This is a genomic window from Kutzneria sp. CA-103260, assembly GCF_018263855.1.
Classification (GTDB): domain Bacteria; phylum Actinomycetota; class Actinomycetes; order Mycobacteriales; family Pseudonocardiaceae; genus Kutzneria.
Map to the genome: position 1 here is coordinate 8239264 of NZ_CP073318.1, position 21234 is coordinate 8260497.

Genomic DNA, 21234 nt, shown 5'->3' on the forward strand with positions numbered 1-21234 from the left:
TTCTTACGGCCCTGGGGGACCCGGTCCTTGCGGATCTCGAACACTGCAACCCCTGCACAGGTCAGGTGTTGCAACCACCACTAGAACCCAAGACGTCACGATGGGGCCCTTCATGACGTTGAATGCCGGTGGCTAGACCCGGGACTGGCCACGATCTTCGGTGGGATCGACTTTCTCCAACATCGACGGCGGGGCTGTTGGTCCCAGCCTGGTCCACCGCAGCCGGGGCGGGTGGGCGGCCCCGACGTCCTCGGCCAGTTGATGTCTCAGCTCACTGGCCAACGTCCGCAACCGTCTCGACTCCTCCGCCGAAAGCTCGCTCACCGCCTGGTCTTCCTGATCTTGATCCGGCCGTGCCGCCGCCCACAACGCGTTCTGGAGTTCCAGGTACAGCGCCTTCGACCGGGGCGTCAGGAACAGCCCGCCGGCCTGCTCGCCGAAGTACCAGTTGTGGAACTCCTCGCGGAACGTCAGCAATTCGGTTCTCGCCGGCTGCTCCACCGCGCGCCAGTACCGGGGCAGGCACCGCGATATGTGGAACAGCCGCTGGTAGTGCTCCAGTCTCTTGTCTCGCAGCGTCTGGTCGTGCGCGTATTCCACCTCAAGCCGTATGCGCGATCGCGTCGAGAAGTAAGCGACCACGCCACCGACCAGCGCCCCGAGCACGGCTCCCAGCACCCCCACCAGGAGTTGCATGGCTCCTCCTCGCAGAACACCCCCATTTCCGACGTTTATCGACGGTCCCGACTCATCCGCCACACCGCCATCCAGGTGGCGTCGGTCGGCGGATTCACGGCCCCGGCAGGCGCAACTGACCGAGGCGCCGACCGCACAGCGGCCGGCGCCTCGGTTCGAAGATCAGGACTGACGGGCCCGCAACTTGGCGGCCAGGGCCTCGATGTGCGCCTGCTTGTCGGCCTCGCGCTGCGCGCGGTCGAGACGGTCGATCTCGTTGATCCGTTCCAGTTTGGCGTGCAGGCCGTATTCGGTGTGCCGCACCCGCACCTCGTTGTCGGCCGAATCCCTTCGCTCCCGCATGCTGACGTAGCGGTGGCGCAGGTTCCGGGCGGTCTCCAGCTGATGGGACAACAGCTCGTCGTAGGTGGTGCTGCTGCTCATCATCTTGGCCAGCGCCGGCAGGCAGTCGATCGCTATCAGAAGCAGCCGGACGAGCCACTGCGCGGCGAACACTGCGAAGTTCCGACCGGACAGGGTCTCCAGCGCCTTTTCCTCGTCCAGGATCCCGATGTCGCCCTGGTCAGCCGCCTTCTGGCGCACCTGTGCCGCGATCGCGTCGGCCACGTGCCGACCGTAGTCGGTCTTCGCCTGGGCCAGATTCGCGGTCAGCGCGGTGACCTGGTTGGTCAGCCCGGTCAGGTCGTGCTGGCGCTGGTCGAGCTGGCTGTCCACCCGGTACTGATTGGCGGCGTTCCAGTCGTACTTGCACTCGGCGCCGTCACCGATGACGCCGGTGAGCCCGGGCCCCTTGGTGCCAGCGCACTCGTTGGTGGCAGTGGCCTCCATGCCGGCGAGATGACTGCTGGCCTCGTCGACCTGGGCGCGCAGCTGGTCGCGGCTCGCGAGGGTTTTGTCGAGCTGCTCCTGCACCGACTTCGGCGATTCGGCGACGTTGACATGGAAGTCGCCGCAGGCCGGCGTGGCGACCACGTCGCCCGAGGCGGGGTTGCACAGGGTGAGTTGGCCGGTGTACGCGGTGATCTCCTGCTGGCGGTTGTCGAGCACCTCCTTGTGGATGGCCGGCTGGAAGACCCACAGCAGCAGCGGTTCCGCGATCACCGCGCCCATCAGCACCGAGATGGCCAGCCGCGGGATGAAGATCCGCAGCTTCGCCGCGTTGACCAGGCCGTGGGTGCCCGCGATGAGCCACCCGTCGAAGCTGACGATCACGTAGCCCCACACCAGTGCCGCGGGGATCAGGAAAACCCACAGCACGGAGGTGATGCTGGTCAGCGCGACAAGCAGGGACAACGCGGCCATCAGGCCGGTGTTGAGCACGATCGCGCCGAGTCGTGTGTACCGCGCGCGCTCCTCCGGAACCCAGTCGAGGATGTCCTCACGGACCCCGATGAAACCTCGCAGCCGCGCGCCGAGGCCGCGGGCCGGCAACACGGGCCGGTACAGACCGACGGGGAGGTCGCCGGTGTCCGGCTGCGACACCGGCGACTCCAGGTCGATGGTGTCAGCCGGCATCTTCTTCCCTCACATCGACGTCGATGGCCTGCTCGGACTCGCTCCGCGCTGGCAGTTCGTCGGGCGCCGCGGCATCGACCGAGGTGCCCTGGGCAGCCTCGAGGGCGTTGTTGACGAAGCTGTCCACCTTCTCCAGGTTGATCGCCAGGTTGTCGAAGCTGCCGCGCTCGATCAGCTTCTGCAGCATCTCCAGGTTCGTCTTGACCCGCTGCTGCTGGTCCTCGCGGTTGGACTTCTCCAGCCGGAGCCGGTCGTCCCGATGCCACTGCCGTTCGCGGCGCCGGTCCTCGCGCTCCGCCTCGGCCACGATGCGCCGATCCTCGCGGGCCAGGGCGCGTTCCTCGCGCTGGGCCGCGAGCTCGAGCAGCCGGTCCTCGCGTTCCTGCTTCTGCAACGCCAGACGGTCTTCCCGGTCGCGGACCTGCTGCGCTTCCTCAAGGCTGAGCTCGCGCTCCTGGTAGAAGCGCAGCTGCTCGGCGAACTCGGTCGGGTTCAGCGTTCCGTTGGCGTAGGCCAGTTGCACGGCCTGCACCGGATCCGAGCCGATCAGTTCCATCACCTCCCGGAACTGGGCCCGCTCGAACTCGCCGCGTTCGGCGGCCAGCATCTGGTTGTGCCGCTGCGCGTCCGCCTCGGACAGGAAGGTCTGCTGCTGTTCCCGGTAGTCGCGTTCGTGCTCGTGCTGCTGACGCGCGTCCTCAAGGTCGTTCGTGTTGCGCTGCCGAACGTCGTTGAGGTGGTGGGCGTTGCGCTCGCGCTCGGTGTCCAGCGAGTGCTCGAGTCGAATCCGCTCGCTCGCGATCGTGTTCTCCTGCCGCTGCTGCCGGCGGCGGCGCTCGAACTCCACCAGTTCGTCCGGCGTGAGGACCTCGACGCCGGCAGTCTTGATCAGCATGCCCGGCTCGATCGGCGGATCGACCACGGTGAACGCCGTGATCTGCGCGTTGACGTCACGCCGCACGTCGTTGATCTGGTCGATGCGGTAGTCCTGGCCCAGCTCAAAGATCCGCTGATGGCGGCGCAGATAGCCGCCCAGCACGTTCTCGGCGTCGCTGAGCCCCTCGCGCACGACCACGACGGGATCGTTCACCGTGCACAGGAACGTGACCTGCACGGTGAACGGGCTCGCCTCGCACGAGGGGATCTCCAGCCGCACCATCACCGGCATGTCGCGGCTCATGTCGACCAGGCTCATGTGGGAAGCCTCGACCACCTGCTCGTGCCCGAGGCCGCGCCTCGCGTTGTCCACGACGTACTGGCCGTTCACCCGGTAGACCAGGGTCTCGTGGGCGTTCGGCTTGAGCAGCTCGCCCTCGTCGCGGGTCTGCCGGCCCCACCCGAACGGGCCGCGCTTGCGGGCCGCGCCGAGGGAACGCTGTTCAACGATCGGATACGCCTGTGCCATCTGCTTTCTCTCGCTTCAGAATCGCGCTTGTCAAGGGGGACAACAGGATTTGGACCAGTGCGTCGATCACTCGCGCGCGGTCGGCGGCCGGCCCGACGGCCGGTCTGCGGATGTGTCTGGCCTGCACGGCAGCCAGGTCGTGGATCAGTGGGGCGTGCTCGTCGGGCGGCAGGGCCTCGGCGAAGGCCGCGCCGAGATCCCGCACCACGGACTGTGGTTGGGAGCTGACCCGGTGGAGGTCGTACAGGCCGTCAAGCAGGCACTCGAGCACGCGGCGGCGGCACGGTCGATGGCACAGCACAACCGCCCACAGCCGGGCCGCCAACGGGATCTTGTCGGGAAACGCGTGCACGTAGCGGAACAGCGAGGACCGCCCGGAGCCGGCCCCGGGCGCGGTCACCACCTCATTGATCGTGGCAATGGCGAGCGTACGCAGTTGAGTGTTCCCGCCCACGGCACCGTGGGTCTTCCAGCGCGTCTCCAGAACCCGAAGCACAATGCCGGCGTCCTCGGTGCTCTTGGCCAGCAGGGCGAACAGATCCGCCATCGCCCAACGGGCCGTGCGGTCGCCTTGCCCACTCTGCCTGATCAGGTACCACAGGCGGTTGGTGGCCACGATCGGATAGGTGCTGCCCAGGGCGCCGCTGAACGCGACGGTCGCCATCCACCGCTTTCGCGAATCGCCGGAGTACACCCAGCGCTCGGCGGTGCGCAGCGCCACCGGCGCCATGTCCTCGTCGTAACACATCGACCAGAGGGTGTAGATCGCGGTCGTTGCGCCGGCCCAGCTCTGCGTGGGCTCCGACCAGGGTTTGAGGTACGAGGTCCACACCTCGTCGAAGGCGACCCGGGCCAGTTCGGCGAGGCCGGCCGCGATGCTCTCGCTGTGCCCCAGGCCGACCGCGCTGTAGCCGGCCCCGACGATCTCGTGCAGCCACTCCCGCACGGTGTCCCAGAAAGTCGTGACGTCCATCCGACGCCACAGCTCGGCCAGGACATGCCGGCGGTAGGTGCCGACCCGGAAGTCAAGGACCTGTCCGGTCACCCCGTGAACCATGACCTGCTCGACGCCCAGCAGACCTGATTCCGCGAGCATCGCATGGCGTCGCTGGGGAAGGACGTCGTCGGCGCGCGGCGGTGCTTCCTCCTCCGGAGGTGAGGGCACCGGCACCCTGTCCGCGAGCATCTCCTCCAACCGGGCCAGCAGCGACTCGAAGGAGCGTTCGTTGCAACCGCCGAGGAACGCCATCGCTGTCACTTCCAGCAGCTGGCGGCGCGTGCGGTCGCCCTCTCCGTCGAACCACCGGCGCACCTGCGCCCGCGACGCGAGGCCAAACTCCTTGAGCGCCGTGGTGATGTCGTCGTCCTCGGCGACCCTGCGGCCGATGGCCGCCAGGTCGGTCATGGTGTGCTCGCCGGCCAACGCCTGCTCGATGGCGGCGATCCTGTCGGGTTGCTCGCCGCCCAGCCACGCCGTGAGCAGCTCGCGCAGTTCCGGCTGCACCCAAGAGACATGGACAACGCTGTCGCCTTCGTCCACGCAGTTGTCCGTGGTTGTCACCACGAGCCAGGCGCGGGAGTCACGCACCCGGTTGCGAACGGCATGCCAGCTGAACTCGGTGTCCGCGGCGGAACCGGCGTCCTTACGATCGATCACCAGGTATCCGAAGCCCGCCTCGTAAACACGTTGGGCGAGTTCCTCCACGGCGGCGGCGGGCGAGAGGCGCACCAGTGGCCCGTCAGTCACCTCGCGCAGCAGCGACATCGCCCCGGCACGCTTGCCGCTGCCACGCCGCCCTTCGAGCACGACGGCGTGGTCGGTGGCCAGCGCGCTCAGCGCGTCGTCGTACCTTCTCGGTGGCACGTAGTTGCGGAGCGCGGCGCCGACCTCGGTGTCGCTCAGCTTGCCGATGAGCTTCGGTGGCGCGCCGCCGACGCCGACGACGCCGAAGTGCCCGCTGGACGCATCGACCGGACCGTGAAAGTTGAAGTTGACCTGTTGAACCTTCTCGCGCTCGTCGGTCGGTTCCCGGCGCGCTTCGCTGTTCACCGCGTCGGACTTCGTCTCCTCGAAGTCCGTGCCGTGCAGCTCGTCGCGATCCGGAGCCTCGTCCGGCCGGGGATCCCTGGTCTCGGACGGCTCCGGCGGGTGCTCATCCGGCCCTCCGGCCTCCGAATCGTTGGTGGCGGCCTCGGCCATCACTGTCGTCCGTTGACGATGCCGAAAACAGCGTGGCTGGCGTCCACAGCGCCATGGATCTCCGTGACCACCGTGGCCCCGCGGCGGTCAGCGGGCTCGGCGCTGACACGGCCGGCGTCCTGATTCCCACCGCCGGCGTCAGGCGCCGCCGCGCTGGAGCCGTCCTCCGGCAGCCTCACCGCGTGGATGTCATGGCCCGGCAGATGCAGGTAGGCGAATTCGTCGAATTCCTTGTTCTGGACTCGCACGCGACGGAAGTCGGCCTCCCACAGGCTCGCATGCCGTTGCCGGACAGCGTCGTTGAAGACCCGCTCGGACAAGATCAGCACGAGATCGGCGCCCGGCACGAGGTTGAGCGCCTCCTTGGCGGGCCGGCTGTCGACGAGTCGACTGACCACAACCACACCCTGGCCGGAGAATCCGTTGTCAGCGGGCACGGCCACGCCGTAATGGACGGCCACCCGCAGGCGAAGTCGGTATTTGTCCTGCAGTTCGTGATTGTGGTCCCGCAGGGCGTTGCGCAGTTCGTGAGCGAAGTCGCCGGCGAGCCGTGGTTCCATCCACGACTCCCCCGACGGGAGAACCGACAGTTCGCCATCACCACCGGACTGAATGTCCCAGGCGGATCGGTCGAACCCGGTCCGGTCGGCCGCCCGGTTCAACACCGTCAGCAGGCCGGACTGAATCGCACTTTGATGTTGATCATCACTGCTTCCGTAGCTCTTCGCGTCGACGGAGATCAGCAGACGACGACCATAGGCGGCGTCGCGAACCAAGGGTGGCGTCCTTTCACAAGCGTGATGAGCACGGAGTTTCGTCCGACCAGGACGATCCGGCGGAGGGATTCTGACACACCGGCTGAGGCGAGATTCCGGAAAAATCAGGGGTTTCGCGAGCCGTCAGCAGCGGTCGGCGAACGCTCGCAGACCATCCATATTGTTGATCATGACACGGCGATAGGACGAGGTCACCAGCCCTTGTGTCCGCAGTTGACGCATGGCCAGGCCGACGATGTCCACCTTCGCGCCGATGAGCTTGCCGATTTCCTCTTGGGACAGCCGGACTCCCAGTTCATGGCCGTCCAGCACCGGCCGACCGTGCCGGTCAGCCAGCTCCAGCAGAACCCTGGCGACCCGACAGGGCACGTCGTAGCCGGCGAAGTCGAGGCGGCGACGGTTCGCCCAGTCGAGCCGATCGGCGATCATTCGACACAGCGCTTCCCAGGCATCGACATGACTGTTGAGAAACTCGATGAAGTCTCGATGCGGAATGGCGTGCACGATGCTGGGGGCGCAGACGGTGACCGTGGCCGTCCTGTTGCCGTCGCGCAGCGCGGCCAGTTCACCCACTACGTCGCCACTGACCCGGATACCCAGCAGACTCTCGTCGCCGTTACGCGCGGTAGCGGTGACCTTCACGCAGACCGAGGACTCCACCTGCCGCGATCGCAGCAAATGGACATCGGTCCGCGGGACCCCCTGTCTGATCAGCACGGTGCCAGTCGGACATTCTCGCGGCTCGGCAAGCATCAGCAGATCCCGTTGCGTCCCCTCGTTCAGCCTGGCCATCAGTGTCCCGTCGGGCCACTTCAGCCGCATCGCACACCTCACCGATGGCAAATGCACCGCCACTCTCGAGAGCAAGACGCTCAGCCGGTAATCAACACGCGGGACCCCACCGCCGCGTTACCCGTCAGGGTACAGCAAAAGGCACCCCCCACAACCGATTAGCGTTTTACCCCTTCTTCAAAATGATCTTCCCTCCATGTCCGACATCTTCACTCCTCCCGCTACCAGCACAAACCACCCCACCCCGCCACAAGATGAAAAAGGTTCACATCATCGCCGCACCACTTGCGCGCTCACACAACCACAAAGTTACGCCATCCAGCCGAAGGGAACCCACCTTCACCCCTCCGACCACCCAGAATTGGCCATTTCCAGGCCACCACACTTCCAGGCTGTGTTTCAGGGGCTGAGGGCCGTGATGGTGATGGTCTCGGCTGCCACCACCATCTCGCCGCGCCACATCTGAAACACGATCTAGCCGGAGATGGCGGCCCGAATCCGTTCCGCCCAGGCCCGGCCGTCGACGGTGCGCAGGGCTTCGCGGTTGAGCTCGTCCGCGGCCCTGATATCGCCGCGGTACTTCCGCACCTGCGCCATCGCGTGCAGGGACCACGCGGAGCCATTGGGATTGCCGGCCTCCTGGTAGATCCCCCGTGCCTCCACGGCGAACGCGTAGGCGTCGGTCATCGCCTGCTCGCCGCCGCGGCCGATCAGCAGCAGGGCCAACAACATCAGCGCCCGGGCCCGGTACAGCGGCAGCGGGGCGGCGAGTTGTAGCGCCTGCCGGCCGGTGACCAGGGCCTCCTCGAGGCGGCCGACCGAGCTCATGGCCATCGCGCCGCCGATCAGCACCCACAGCCGGGTGCGCAGGTGCCGGACCTCGTCGATGGCGGCCAGCGTCTCGTCGAAGCACCGCATGGCGTCGTCGTACCGGCCGGACATGTGCAGGGTCAGGCCCACCACGGACAGGCTCATGGCCTGGGCCCGCCGGTTGCCGGTGCGGCGGGCACTGCCCAACGCCTCCCGGGCCAGCTCCAGCGCGGGCTCGCCCTGCCCGGTCATCTGGTACGCGTTGGCCAGCCGGTGCAGCACTTCGAGGCCGCCGTTCATCTCCCCCAGCGCCCGGAACATGCCCAGCGCGGTGGTCAACTGCTCGATGGCCTCGTCGGGATGGCCCCGTTCCAGCAGGGCGGCCCCGAGATTGGCCACGCTGTGGGCCTCGCAGTGCCGCAGTCCGGCGTCCCGGCACAGCTCGATGGACCGCCGGCAGTGCTCGATGGCCTCCCCGAGCCGGCCCAGTTCCAGCAGCACGAAGCCGATGTTGGCCCGCCCGATCACCTCGATGTCCCGCAGCCCGGCCCGCTGGGCCAGCTCCAGCACCTCGTCGAAGTACGCGGCCGCCTCGTCGAACTGGCCCAGTTCCAGGTGCGAGTTGCCCGCGTTGTTGAGCGAGGCGGCCGCCCCGTCGTCGGCGCCGAGCTCGCGGAATATCTCGGCGGCGGACAGGAAGCTGTCGATGGCCTCTTCCTGCCGGTCCATGTTCCACTGCGCGGAGCCGAGGTTGAACAGCATCGCGGCCTCACCGCGCCGGTCGCCGGCCCGCCGGGCCACGGTGACGGCGGTGGAGGCGGTGGCGAACCAGTCCACGTTGTACTGGTGGGCCAGGAAGTAGCCGCGCAGCGCGTCGGCCAGCCGGACGGCGTGCTCGGAGAGGTGGTGCCGGGCCGCATGGCCGAAGGCGGCGATCAGGTTGAGGCGCTCGGCGTCCAGCCAGGCCACGGCGTCGGCCTCGGTGGCGAACTGCCGGCCCCGCTGCCGGCCGACGACCAGCCGCACCAGATCCCGGTAGGCCACGTGGGCCGCGCCGATCGCGCCGGAGAGGTAGTGGTCGAGCAGCCGTCGAACCACGATGTCCCGCTCGGTGCGGGTGTTCTCCTCGTGTTCACGCTGCGCGGCGTAGAGCCGGATCAGATCGTGGAACTGGAACCGGCCCGGCACCACCTGCTGCACGAGGTGCACGGCGGCGAGCTGGTCGAGCAGGTCCCCGGCGTCGGCGGTGTCGCTGGCCAGCAGCGCGGCGGCGGCCTGCGGCGTGAAGTCCGGGCCGGGCACCAGACCCAGCAGCCGGAACAGCTCCCGCGCCCGCGGTTGCAGCGTCGTATAGGAAAGGTCGAAGGCGGCCCGGACGGCGGTGCCCTCGTCGCCGGCGATGCTCAGCGCCGACAGCCGGTTGCCGTTGCGGAGCTCAGCGACGTAGTCGGCCAGTCCTGACGGCGGCGACTTGGCCAGGTTGGCGGCGGCGATCCTCAATGCCAGCGGCAGGTACGCGCACAGCCGGGCCAGCTCGGTGGAGGCCGGCAGATCCTTGAGCTCCGGCCCGAGCACGGCGCTGAGCAGCTGGCTGGACTCGGTCGGCGTGAGCGGCTCCAGCAGCACGGTGGCCACGTCGAGCAGCCGGCTGCGCAGGTCGTTGCGGCTGGTCACCAGCACCGCGCAGCCGGCGGCCGGCGGCAGCAGCGGCCGGATCTGGTCGGCCGCGGCCGCGTTGTCCAGCACGATCAGGATCCGCTTGCCGTGCACCAGGGAACGGAAGGCCGCGGCCTGGTGGTCGACGTCGATCGGGATCTGCTCCGGCGGCACGCCCATCGCGCGCAGGAACCGGGACAGCACCTGGGCGGTGCTCAGCGCCGGGCCGAGGGCGTAGCCGCGCAGGTTGGCGTAGAGCTGGCCGTCGGGGAAACGGGGCCGCAGCCGGTGGGCGAGATGCACGATGAAGGCGGTCTTGCCGACGCCGGGCGGCCCCGTCACGGCGATCGGCCCGTCCGGCGGACCGAGTTCGAACCGGGCCACCAGCTCGTCGATCAGCTCCGCCCGCCCGACGAAGTCGGCGATGTCGGCCGGCAGCTGCGAGGGCACGACCACCGGCCGCGTCGCCTCGGAGGCGATCGGGGCCAGCAGCTCGGGGTCGTTGCGCAGCATGGCCTGGTGCAGCCGGCGCAGCGGCTCGCCGGGGTCGATGCCCAGCTCGTCGGCCAGGTAGCCGGCCACGCCCTGGTAGGCGGCGAGCGCGTCGGCCTGCCGGCCGCTGCGGTGCAGTGCCAGCATCAGCTGGCCCCAGAACGGCTCCCGCGCCGGGTGTTTGGCGGTCAGCGACTGGAGCTCGGCGATCAGCGCCTGGTGCCGACCGCGCTGCAACTCGATGTCGATACGGCGTTCGAGCACCTGGAGGTGCTGCTCCACCAGCTGCGGAACCACGTTGCGCTGCAACGAGTCCGACGGCACGTCGGCCAGCGGGGCACCTCGCCACAGTTGCAGGGCCTCGTCCAGCGCGGCCGCCGCGGCGGTCAGGTCGCCGGCGTCACCGGCCCGCGTGCCCTCGTCGGACAGCTCCCGGAACCGCTCCAGGTCGACCGATCCCGGCGGCACGTCGATGTAGTAGCCCTCGGGCGCGGTCCGCACCAGCGCCGGGTCGCCGAGGGTCTGGCGCAGCCGCAGCACGTAGGTCTGCAGCGTGCCGCGGGCCCGGGCCGGCGGGTTGCCGGCCCACAGCCGCTCCACCAGAGCGTCCACCGGAACCACCCGGTTGGCCCGCAGCAGCAGGCTGGCCAGCAGCGTGCGGTGCTTGGCCGCGCGGATCGGCACCGGCCGGCCGGCCTTGGACACCTCAAGCGGGCCGAGAATGCGGAAGCGCATGTCAGGGGACACGCCAGCCTCCTCTCGGCCGTGCATTCGTGGCCTTCCAGCCTAGGAGTGTCCCGGAGCGTCCACTAGCGAAAAACGAACTTGCTACCGCGATCCGCCAGTCTAGTTCGGTGACGCCGGGAGTCCCATGCCGGACAACAGCGTGGCGGCCTCGGCAATGTGGCGAGTGGACGCTTCGCCGTCGCCGGCGGCCCGGTAGGCGTCGGCCAGCAGGCGCAGCGCGCGGGCCTCCCACAGCCGCAGGCCGGTCTTGCGCAGCAGCGCCACCGCTCGCTCGCCGAAGTCGGTCGCCGCCTCGTGCTGCTGGCGGCGCAGGTGGACGTGCGCCTGCGCGAGCAGCGCCCGGCCCTGGGACAGCCGCAGCTCGTGATGGCCGGTCAGGGCCACCGCCTCGACCGCGTGGGCCAGCGCCTGATCGTCGTCGCGCAGCGCGTGGGCCAGCCCGATCAGCGCCTCGACCTCGCCGAACCGCAGGTCGCGCTGGCGGCTCAGGCCCAGCGCGTGCCGGTAGTGCTCGATGGCGTCCTCGACCCGGTGGCCGACCAGGGCCACGTCGCCGAGCGTGTTCAGCGCGTCGATCCGCGACCGGAACAGGCTCGGCGAGGCGGCCAGCTCCAGCGCGGTGGCGGCCATCCGCTCGGCCTCCTCCTGCCGGCCGAAGTCCAGCCGCACCAGCGCCATCGCGTTGAACAGCCCGGACTCGCTCTCCTGGTTGCCCAGCCGGCGGCTCAGCGCCACGCCGTGCTCGAAGTACTCCTCGACGGCCTCGAACCGGCCCATGTGCCGGCTGAAGTTGAGCAGGTTGTTGAGGCAGGTCACCTCGCCGTGCTCGATGCGCAGGTCGGCGCAGATGGCCCGGGCCCGGGCCAGGTAGCCGAAGCCCTCCTCGGTCTCGCCCAGGCTGACCTGCACCAGGCCCAGGTTGAACAGCACCGGGGCCTGCCGGGTCGGGTCGCCCTCGGCGATCTCCAGCGCGTTGGCGAACCGGGTGGCCGCGCCGTCCAGGTCGCCCATCTCGGACAGTGCGATGGCCAGGTTGGTCAGCGCCGAGTACTCGCCGACACGCAGCCCGGCCCGGCGGAACACCTCCAGCGCGCGGGCATAGCTGTCGGCGGCCTCGTTGGCCCGGCCACGGCTCCAGTCCAGGGCGGCCCGGTTGTAGCGCATCGCCGCCTCGGCGACCTCGTCCCCGGCGGCGGCCGCCGCGGCCAGGCCGGCCTGGGTGACCAGCTGCCACTCGGTGGCCAGCCGCTGGGCGTAGAAGAAGCCGCGCAGCGAGTCCACCAGCTGCCAGACGATCTCGCCGGCGCCCTGCTGGATCAGCGGCACCAGGTTGGGCAGCTCGGTGGCCATCCAGTCCAGCGCCTGGTCCCGGTCGCCGAACCGGTCCGGCCCCGGGCGGGGCGGCAACGGCACCAGGCTGGGCACCTCGGGGCCGAGTAGATCGGCCGCCTCGGCGACGGCGTGCAAGTAATAGGTGTGGAGACGACCAAGAGCCTGGTCCTCGGGCTCGGCCAGCGCCCGCTCGTGCGCGTACACGCGGAGCAGGTCGTAGGCCTGGTAGCGGCCGGGGGTCAGCTGCTGCACCAGGTTCGCGGCCGACAGCTGGTCGAGCAGCCGGCGGGCCTGCGGCGGCGGGCAGTCGGCGAGGGCGGCCATGGCCTCGGGCGTGAGGTCCTGGCCGGGCGCGAGGCCGACCAGCCGGAAGGCCCGCTTGGCCGGTTCGTCCAACGCCTCATAGGAAAGGTCGAACGCCGCGCGCACGGTGACGGTCTCGTCCCCGTCGGCGGCCAGCGCCGCCAGCCGGCTCCCCTCGCGCAGCCGGGCCAGTTGCTCGGCCAGCCGGGGTTGGTCGTCGCCGATCATGTTGGCGGCGGCGATGCGCAGCGCCAGCGGGAGATGCGTGCACAACTCGGCCAGCTCCGCGGCGGCGGCCGGCTCCACCCGGACCACCTCGTCGCCGAGAATCCGGGACAGCAGGGTGTTCGACTCGGCCGGGGTCAGGCCGCCGACGTGCACGCGGCTCGCGCCCTGCTCGGCGACCAGTCCGCGTAGCGCGTCCCGGCTGGTGATCAACACCGCGCAGCCAGGGTCGCCGGGCAGCAGCGGGCGGATCTGGCCGGGCCGGGCCGCGTTGTCCAGCACGATGAGCATTCGCTTGCCGGCCAACAGGGATCTCAGCGCCGCCGACTGCTCGTCGAGCTCGGTCGGCACGTCGTCGGCGGCCACGCCCAGCGCCCGCAGGAACCGGGCGAGCACCTGGTCCGGCCCCAGCGCCGGGCCCCGCGCGTGGCCGCGCAGGTCGACGAACAGCTGTCCGTCGGGGAAACGGGCGCGCAGTCGGTGCGCGACATGCACGGCGAGCGCGGTCTTTCCGGTGCCCGGCGGACCGGTCAGCACCACCACCGGGGTGGCGGCCGGCGGCTCGGCCGGCGCCAGCCGCTCCGCGACCAGGGCCGCGGTCGCCTCCCGGCCGACGAAGTTGATCACCTCGGGCGGCAGCTGCGCCGGCACGGATGTCTTGGCCCCCAACGGGGTTCGCAGGCTCGGATGGTCGGACAGCACGGCCTGGTGCACGCGCAGCAACTCGGCGCCGGGGTCCACGCCGAGCTCGTCGGTGAGGTACTCGTACACCTCTCTATATATGTGCAGTGCGTCGGCGCGGCGGCCCGAGCGGTAGAGGGCGGTCATCAGCTGGGCCCAGACCTGCTCGCGGGCCGGGTTGGCGTCGGCCAGCTCGCGCAGCTCCGGCAGCAGCTCCTCGTGCCGGCCGAGGGCGAGGCCGGCGGCGATGCGGCGCTCGCGGGCGTCCAGCCGCTCCGCCGCCAGGCGGTTGATCTCGTTGTGCCGCAACGGATCCAGCGACAGGTCGGCCAGCACCGGGCCGCGCCAGAGGGCCAGCGCCTCGGTCAGCAGGGTCCAGCTGGTCGGCACGTCGTCGACCGCGCGGGCGGCGACGAGCAGTTCGCGGAACCGGGTGGCGTCCAGTGAGCCGGCCGGGACGTCGAGCGCGTAACCGTCCTGGGCGGTGCGCAGGGCGCAGGCCGGGCCGAGCTGCTGGCGCAGGCGCATGACATAGGTGCGCAGCGTGTTGCGGGCGCCGGCGGGCGGCCGCTCGCCCCACACCACGTCGATGAGCTCGGCGGCCGGGATGGCGTGGTTCGCGCGGAGCAGAAGGGAGCCGAGCAGCAGCCGCTGCTTGGCCGCGGGCAGCGGCCGGGGCACGCCGTCGATCAGGACCTCGAGCGGGCCGAGCACACGAAACTCGATCTCGGCCGCCATCCAGCCCGCCCCCTCCCCTCGACCGTCGGTCCCCTTGAGGAGAGCCTAGCGGTCCGCCGCGGCGTCCTGGATCGATACAGACCGATGGCGCGCAAGGGGTTTCCGGGCAACTTTTCGGTTGCGCAATACCCATCGCTTTTGGCCTAAACCACGTGACACAGGCCTCACGTTGGGTGATCGATCTCGACTTGGAAACGGCCAGATAACGACGATCTGACCTGCGGAAACACCCGGGATCGGGCCGGGTTGCGTCGCGTTACTGTGATGACGGTCACACGCTTCAGCATTTGGCGTTCCCGCCGCCGTTACCTAGTGTCGCTTCTCGGTCGAACCCGAAACGACCAGCAGTACCCGAGAGACCGAAGCGCCAAACCCTGTTCGGCGGTCTCTCGGACACGAACCCCGAGCGAAGGACAACTACCGAACAGGGGCGGGGGAACCACCCCTGGGCGCCCGAGAACCGCCCAGCGGGATGTGCACCACCCGGAACCCCAGGCCGGCGTTCGACGGACACACGTGTGCCCGTTGAGCCGGCGAGCTCGTGACGCAGGCGCTGTAGGCGAGAGGTCAATGAGTTCTTACCGTGGTAAGCACCGTTCGCAGTCCAACGTCGCCCGTACCGTGACCCAGGTTGCCCTGGCCGGTGCGATTGTCGCCGCCCCGATGGCGATTGCGGCGGGTACCGCCAACGCGGCGCCGAGCGCGGACTGGGACGCTGTCGCCAAGTGCGAGAGCGGTGGCAACTGGGCGATCAACACCGGCAACGGGTTCTACGGCGGTCTTCAGTTCACCGCCAGCACCTGGCGTGCCTACGGCGGTGCGGCCTACGCGCCGACCGCCAACCTGGCCAGCCGCGACGCGCAGATCGCCGTCGCCAACCGGGTCCTCGCCGCCCAGGGCCCCCACGCCTGGCCGAACTGCTTCCGGTACGGCACCACCAGTGGTGTCGGCGCTCCCGCGCCGGCCCCGGCCCCGAAGGCCGCTCCCAAGGCCACCCCGCGCAAGGCCGCCCCGGTGGCCCCGCAGGCGGAGGCTCCGGTCCAGGCCCCGAAGCTGAACGGCAACGGCGACTACACCGTCGTCGCGGGCGACACGCTGTCCACCCTGGTGGGCAAGCTGAACCTGAGCGGCACCTGGCAGGACCTGTACAACAAGAACAAGGACGTCATCGGTTCGGACCCGAACCTGATCATCGTCGGTCAGAAGCTGGCCACGAAGTGACGTCTGTCTAGCGCCCTGAGCGCCCCATGTTCGCGCTGTGTCCGATTTCCTGGACAGCGAACATGGGGCGCTAGAGCGTTTTCTGGGGGCCGAGCCCCAGACCCCCACGCCGGGGGCTCCGCCCCGGACCCCGCTCCGTGATGGCGGCACCGATCAGGGGCAGTTGACCCATTCGTCGGTGCCGTCGGTGAAGACCTGGCGCTTCCACACCGGGAGCTTGGCCTTCACCTCGTCGACGAGTTCGGCGCAGACCAGGAACGCCTCGCGCCGGTGGGCGGCCGACACGGCGCAGGCCAGGGCCACGTCGCCGATGGCCAGGTGGCCGAGACGGTGGCTGACGGCCAGCGCCCGGACCTCCGGGTGGCGGGCGGCGACCTCGGCGGCCACGTCGGCGATGACGTCCTTGGCGCTGGGGTGGCCGGAGTACTCCAGCTCGGTGACACCCCGGCCGTGATCGTGGTCACGGACCACGCCCTCGAACGTGACGACCGCGCCGGCGGCCCGGTCGGAGACCAGGGTGGCGTGCTCGGCGGCGGAGATCGGCGTCTCGTTGATCTCGGCCCGCACCACCACAGCCGACGCATCCGTCGTCGTCTCCGTGGCGGACACCTGCTCACGAGATTCGGCGGGCCGGGCGTGATCGCCGCCGGCCAGCTGATCGACCGCGTGGTCGAGCACACCGTCCAAGACGGCCAGTCCGTCCTTCACCCCGCCGGTCGAGCCGGGCAGGTTGACCACCAACGTGGTCCCGACCACACCGGACACGCCCCGCGACAGCACGGCGGTCGGCACCTTGGGCAGCCCGGCGGACCGGATGGCGTCGGCGATGCCGGGGATCTCGTAGTCCAGGACCGTGCGGGTGGCCTCCGGCGTTCGGTCGGTCGGCGTCACACCAGTGCCGCCAGTGGTCAGCACCACGGCCACCCCCTCAGCCACGGCGGCCCGCAGCGCGGCGGCGACGGGATCGCCGTCGGGCACCACCACGGGTTCGGGCACGTCGTAGCCCCGTTCCCGCAGCCAGGCGGTGATCACCGGCCCGGTCCGGTCGGCGTACACCCCGGCCGCGGCCCGGTTGGACGCCACGACAACCCGTGCCCGCCTGCTCATCGGTCCTCCGGTCGCTGCCAGCTGCCGGTCTTGCCGCCGTCCTTGGTCTCCACCCGCACCGCGTCCAGCACGGCCGCCGGGTCGACGGCCTTGACCATGTCGTGCAGGGTCAGCCCGGCCACCGCGACGGCGGTCAGGGCCTCCATCTCGACCCCGGTCCGGTCGGTGGTCTTCACGGTGGCGGTGATGCGCACGGCCTCGTCCTCCAGCGCCAGGTCCACCTGCACGCCGGTGAGGGCGATCGGGTGGCACAGCGGCACGAGGTCGGGGGTGCGCTTGGCCCCCATGATGCCGGCGATCCGGGCGGTGGCCAGGGCGTCGCCCTTGGGCAGCCCGTCCCGCCGCAGCAGGCCGACGACCTCGGCGGTGGTCCGCAGCACGCCGGTCGCGACCGCGGCCCGCGCGCTGGTTTCCTTGGCCGAGACGTCGACCATCCTGGCCGCGCCGGCGGAATCGACGTGACTCAGCTCGCTCACGGCGGAGATGTTAGTTGGCCCGCGACGCGTTCTTGACCGCCTCCGCGACCGCCGGGGCCACGTTGCTGTCGAAGACGCTGGGCACGATGAACGAGGCGTTGAGCCGCTCCGGCTCCACCACGTCGGCGATGGCGTTGGCCGCAGCCACCAGCATCGCGTCGGTGATGGAGGTGGCGTGCGCGTCGAGCAGACCGCGGAACACGCCCGGGAAGGCCAGCACGTTGTTGATCTGGTTCGGGTAGTCGCTGCGGCCGGTGGCCACGATGGCGGCGTGCTGCTGGGCCTCCACCGGGTCGATCTCCGGGTCGGGGTTGGCCAGCGCGAACACCACGGCGTCGGAGTTCATGGTGGCCACCTGCGCGGCCCCGAACAGGTTGGGCGCGGAGACGCCGATGAACACGTCCGCCCCGACCAGCGCGTCGTGCAGGGTGCCGGCCTTGTGCTCCACGTTGGTGGTGGCGGCGATCTGCTCCAGGTTGGAGTCCAGGTTGTCCCGGCTCGGGTGCACGATGCCGTGGATGTCGACGGCCAGGATGTCGGCCGGCTTCTGGTGCTGCAGCAGGCGGATGATGGCCGAGCCGGCGGCGCCGACGCCGCAGACCACGATCTTGCACTTGGTGATGTCCTTGCCGACCACGCGCAGGGCGTTGCGCAGCGCGCCGACCACGACGATGGCGGTGCCGTGCTGGTCGTCGTGGAAGACCGGGATGTCCAGCTTCTGCCGCAGCCGGGCCTCGATCTCGAAGCAGCGCGGGGCGGCGATGTCCTCCAGGTTGATGCCGCCGTAAACCGGGGCGATCAGCTCGACCGCGCGGATGATCTCCTCGGTGTCCTGGGTGTCCAGGCACACCGGCCAGGCGTCCACGCCGGCGAACTTCTTGAACAGGGCGGCCTTGCCCTCCATCACCGGCAGCGCGGCGGCCGGGCCGATGTTGCCCAGGCCGAGCACGGCCGAGCCGTCGGTGACCACGGCCACGGTGTTGCGCTTGATGGTCAGGCGGCGGGCGTCCTCGGGATTGGCCGCGATGGCCTGGCAGATGCGGGCGACGCCGGGGGTGTAGGCCCGGGACAGGTCGTCACGGTTGCGCAGCGCGACCTTGGAGTTGACCTCGATCTTGCCGCCGAGGTGGACCAGGAATGTGCGGTCGGACACCTTTCGGACGCGAACACCCGGAAGTGCGTCCAGACCGTCGGTGATGTCCTTGGCGTGATTGGCCGACATCGCGTTGCAGGTGATGTCGAACACGACCCGATCGGCGTGCGACTCGACCACGTCGAAGGCGGTGATCACACCCCCGACCCGGCCAACCGCGCTGGTCAGGTCGCCGGCAGCGCTCGCCGACGGCGGCGCCTCGACCCGAATGGTGATCGAATATCCGGGTCCCGGAACCGGCATGGCTGTCCTCCAGATTCGACGCGGCCGACGGCCGATGAAACGAGCCTAAACCGCGTCGAATTCCGGAACGTGCGCGACTCGAAAACCAACCCTCAGCGGTTGATCTCGGTCACCGGGTGCGTGTAGGGCAGCGACTCGGGGTCGACCGGGAACACCACGTCACCGAACGGCGACAGCGCGCCCTGCACGTCCGTGGCCAGCTCGCTGACCGGGTGCTTCTCGCCCTCGATGTTCGGCCAGGAAGGCTCGATGCGCGTGCTGCGGTCCTTCGCCACGGTTCCTCCTCGTCGTGCGGTCTGACATGCACAGTATGACGCGCGAGCAAATGGCCACGGGCCCGACGCCTCCCACGCGGCACATCCAGCGTGCCGCACGGCTAACGTGGTGCATGATGGCCGGCCTCTCACTCGCGGACTGGTTCCGGGCGCTCGACGACGACGCGCTCGTCGCGCTGCTGCGCGCCCGTCCGGACCTGGCGACCCCGGCGCCCGCGGACAGCACCGTGCTGGCGACCCGGGCCGGTATCCGCGCGTCGGTGGCCCGGGCCTGCGAGGACCTGGACACCTTCACCCTGACCGTGCTGGAAGCGCTGCTCGTGCTGGCCGCCGACGCCGAACCGGTGTCGGTCCGCGAGGCGGCCAGGCTGCTGGCCGCCGACGCCACCCTGACCCGCGTGACCGAGGCCGTGCGGGCGCTGCGGACCCGGGCCGTCGTGTGGGGTCCGGACGACGCGGTGTCGGCGGTGCCGGCGGCGCGGGAGGTCGCACCCCAGTACCCGGGCGGCCTCGGCCGGTCGTTACCGCACCTGGTCGGCAAGGACCTGACCGAGGTGCTGGCCGGGCTGGAGGAGCCGGAACGACGGCTGCTGACCGCCCTGGCCGGCGACTCGCCGATCGGGTTGACCAAGGACGCGGGCGTGGTCGTGCCGCTGGAGCGGGCCAGGACGCCGACCCAGCGGCTGCTGGCCATGGGCCTGCTGGCCCGCCGCGACAGCGAGACCGTGGAGCTGCCCCGCGAGGTGGGCATGGCCATCCGCGGCCGCCGTCCACTCGGGACGGTCCAGGTCAAGGAGCCGGGCCTGACCAGGATTGCCCGCGAGCAGTCCGTTGTGGACACCACCGCCGCCGGCGAGGCGTCGGAGCTGGTCCGACACGTCGAGGGGCTGCTGCGGCTGTGGTCGGAGGAGCCCGCGCCGGTGCTGCGCTCGGGCGGCCTGGGCGTGCGGGAGGTGCGCCGGATCGGCAAGGCGCTGGACGTCGACGACGCCCGCGCCGGGCTGCTGGCCGAGCTGGTGGTCGGGGCCGGGCTGGTCGCCGACAGCGAGGGTGTGGAGCCGGAGTGGGTGCCGACCACGCTGGCCGACGGCTGGCTGGTGGCCGCGCCGGAGCAGCGCTGGGCCATGATCGCCGCCGCCTGGCTGGACCTGCCGCGACTGCCGGCGCTGATCGGCACCCGTGACGAACGTGACAAGGCGATCGGCCCGCTCACCGACGACCTGCGCCGGCCGCTGGCCCCGCGGGAGCGCCGCCGGGTGCTGGAGGCGCTGGCCGAGCTGCCGGCCGGCACCTCGGTGCCGAACGCCGACGAGGTGGCGGCCCTGCTGGCCTGGCGGGCGCCGCGGCGGGGCGGGCGGCTGCGGGACGACGTCGTGCGCTGGACGTACGCGGAGGCGGCGGCGCTGGGTGTGATGGCGCTGGGCGCGGTCAGCTCGGCGACGCGGGCGCTGCTGGTCGAGGGGCCGGCGATGGCCGCCAAGCGGATGGCCGACGCGATGCCGGAGCCGCTGGACCACGTGCTGGTGCAGGCCGACCTGACGGTGGTCGCCCCCGGGCCGCTGGAGCCGCTGCTGGCTGCCGAGATGACCCTGGTCGCCGACATCGAGTCGGCCGGCGGGGCGACCGTGTACCGGGTCAGCGAGGCCTCGGTGCGGCGGGCCCTGGACAGCGGCCGCACCGCCGACGAACTGCACGAGCTGTTCCGCACCCGGTCCCGGACGCCGGTGCCGCAGGGACTGGCGTACCTGATCGACGACGTAGCCCGCCGACATGGGCGGCTGCGGGGCGGGGCGGCCGGCTCGTTCCTGCGCTGCGACGACCCGGTGCTGATCACCGAGGTGCTGGCCAACCCGGCCTCGGCCCGCCTGGAGCTGCGACGGATCGCGCCGACGGTGTTGGTCAGCCCGCTGCCGCTGATCGAGGTGCTGGACGAGCTGCGGGGGGCCGGCTTCGCGCCGGCCGCCGAAGGAGCCGACGGCTCGGTGCTGGACCTGCGGCCGCCCGGCCGGCGGATCCCGGCCAAGGCCCGGCCGTCGCGGCGCGGCCAAGCACCCGGTGTGGTGGCCGAGGAACAGCTCGGGGCGCTGATCGACCAGCTGCGGGCCGGGGACCGGGCGGCCGCGACGCCGCGTGGCACGGCCGTGGCGGCCACGCTGGAGCTGCTGCGGGCGGCGGCCAGCGAGGGTCGCAGCGTGTGGCTGGGCTTCGTCGACTCACGGGGCGTCGCGACGCAGCGCGTGGTCACCCCGGTCAGCGTGGCCGGCGGCATTCTGGAGGGCGTGGACCACGGCGAGATCCGCCGCTACCCGGTGCACCTGATCACGTCGGCGGCCCTGGTCGAGCAGTAGAAATGAGAGCGGGACCCGCCACGATCGGCGAGTCCCGGCACTC

Annotated in this window: 15 protein-coding genes; 3 read left to right on the forward strand and 12 right to left on the reverse strand. The window is 70.7% G+C overall.

Annotated elements, in window-relative coordinates; all coding sequences use genetic code 11:
- Positions 1 to 132: 132 nt before the first annotated feature.
- The 6 genes from JJ691_RS36210 to JJ691_RS36235 all read right to left on the reverse strand — a co-directional run bounded on the left by JJ691_RS36210 (position 133) and on the right by JJ691_RS36235 (position 7414).
- A complete protein-coding gene (locus JJ691_RS36210; protein WP_211764036.1) occupies positions 133 to 696 on the reverse strand; it encodes a hypothetical protein in 564 nt (187 codons plus the stop codon).
- 162 nt (positions 697 to 858) lie between these two features.
- Positions 859 to 2211 carry a DUF4407 domain-containing protein gene (locus tag JJ691_RS36215; protein ID WP_249227238.1) on the reverse strand — a complete coding sequence of 451 codons (1353 nt, stop codon included), beginning with the start codon at positions 2209 to 2211 and terminating at the stop codon, positions 859 to 861.
- On the reverse strand, positions 2201 to 3616 hold the full coding sequence (locus tag JJ691_RS36220; RefSeq protein ID WP_211764037.1) for a hypothetical protein: 1416 nt from the start codon (positions 3614 to 3616) through the stop codon (positions 2201 to 2203). Before JJ691_RS36220 ends, JJ691_RS36215 begins: the two co-directional genes overlap by 11 nt.
- A complete protein-coding gene (locus tag JJ691_RS36225; protein ID WP_211764038.1) occupies positions 3591 to 5816 on the reverse strand; it encodes a hypothetical protein in 2226 nt (741 codons plus the stop codon). The genes JJ691_RS36220 and JJ691_RS36225 overlap by 26 nt, the downstream gene beginning before the upstream one ends.
- Complete coding sequence (locus JJ691_RS36230; protein ID WP_211764039.1) at positions 5816 to 6592, reverse strand: hypothetical protein; 777 nt, start codon at positions 6590 to 6592, stop codon at positions 5816 to 5818. Before JJ691_RS36230 ends, JJ691_RS36225 begins: the two co-directional genes overlap by 1 nt.
- Positions 6593 to 6715: 123 nt before the next feature.
- Positions 6716 to 7414, reverse strand: a complete 699-nt coding sequence (locus JJ691_RS36235; RefSeq protein WP_211764040.1) for a Crp/Fnr family transcriptional regulator — start codon at positions 7412 to 7414, stop codon at positions 6716 to 6718.
- Between the two features lie 166 nt (positions 7415 to 7580).
- Here JJ691_RS36235 and JJ691_RS36240 point away from each other — a divergent pair, with 166 nt between their 5' ends.
- Positions 7581 to 7850, forward strand: a complete 270-nt coding sequence (locus JJ691_RS36240; protein ID WP_211764041.1) for a hypothetical protein — start codon at positions 7581 to 7583, stop codon at positions 7848 to 7850.
- Positions 7851 to 7858: 8 nt separating this feature from the next.
- Here the strand turns inward: JJ691_RS36240 and JJ691_RS36245 are convergent, their stop codons facing one another.
- Both JJ691_RS36245 and JJ691_RS36250 read right to left on the reverse strand, forming a co-directional pair.
- The gene (locus tag JJ691_RS36245; RefSeq protein ID WP_211764042.1) at positions 7859 to 11089 is read right to left on the reverse strand and encodes an AfsR/SARP family transcriptional regulator; all 3231 of its coding nucleotides are present in this window, start codon (positions 11087 to 11089) and stop codon (positions 7859 to 7861) included.
- Positions 11090 to 11188: 99 nt separating this feature from the next.
- A complete protein-coding gene (locus tag JJ691_RS36250; protein ID WP_211764043.1) occupies positions 11189 to 14368 on the reverse strand; it encodes an AfsR/SARP family transcriptional regulator in 3180 nt (1059 codons plus the stop codon).
- 570 nt (positions 14369 to 14938) lie between these two features.
- On the opposite strand from JJ691_RS36250, the gene JJ691_RS36255 reads away from it, so the two are divergent.
- Positions 14939 to 15589, forward strand: a complete 651-nt coding sequence (locus JJ691_RS36255; RefSeq protein WP_211764044.1) for a LysM peptidoglycan-binding domain-containing protein — start codon at positions 14939 to 14941, stop codon at positions 15587 to 15589.
- A gap of 153 nt (positions 15590 to 15742) precedes the next feature.
- Here JJ691_RS36255 and JJ691_RS36260 read toward each other — a convergent pair whose 3' ends face one another.
- The 4 genes from JJ691_RS36260 to JJ691_RS36275 all read right to left on the reverse strand — a co-directional run bounded on the left by JJ691_RS36260 (position 15743) and on the right by JJ691_RS36275 (position 18843).
- On the reverse strand, positions 15743 to 16696 hold the full coding sequence (locus tag JJ691_RS36260; RefSeq protein ID WP_211764045.1) for a molybdenum cofactor biosynthesis protein MoaE: 954 nt from the start codon (positions 16694 to 16696) through the stop codon (positions 15743 to 15745).
- Entirely contained in the window at positions 16693 to 17172 is a 480-nt protein-coding gene (gene moaC, locus JJ691_RS36265; protein ID WP_211764046.1) for a cyclic pyranopterin monophosphate synthase MoaC, read from the reverse strand. The genes JJ691_RS36260 and moaC overlap by 4 nt, the downstream gene beginning before the upstream one ends.
- A gap of 10 nt (positions 17173 to 17182) precedes the next feature.
- Complete coding sequence (locus JJ691_RS36270) at positions 17183 to 18568, reverse strand: NAD-dependent malic enzyme (protein ID WP_211764047.1); 1386 nt, start codon at positions 18566 to 18568, stop codon at positions 17183 to 17185.
- Positions 18569 to 18660: 92 nt separating this feature from the next.
- The gene (locus tag JJ691_RS36275) at positions 18661 to 18843 is read right to left on the reverse strand and encodes a hypothetical protein (RefSeq protein ID WP_211764048.1); all 183 of its coding nucleotides are present in this window, start codon (positions 18841 to 18843) and stop codon (positions 18661 to 18663) included.
- A 116-nt stretch (positions 18844 to 18959) separates the two neighbouring features.
- On the opposite strand from JJ691_RS36275, the gene JJ691_RS36280 reads away from it, so the two are divergent.
- The gene (locus tag JJ691_RS36280) at positions 18960 to 21191 is read left to right on the forward strand and encodes a helicase-associated domain-containing protein (protein WP_211764049.1); all 2232 of its coding nucleotides are present in this window, start codon (positions 18960 to 18962) and stop codon (positions 21189 to 21191) included.
- Positions 21192 to 21234 lie beyond the last annotated feature (43 nt).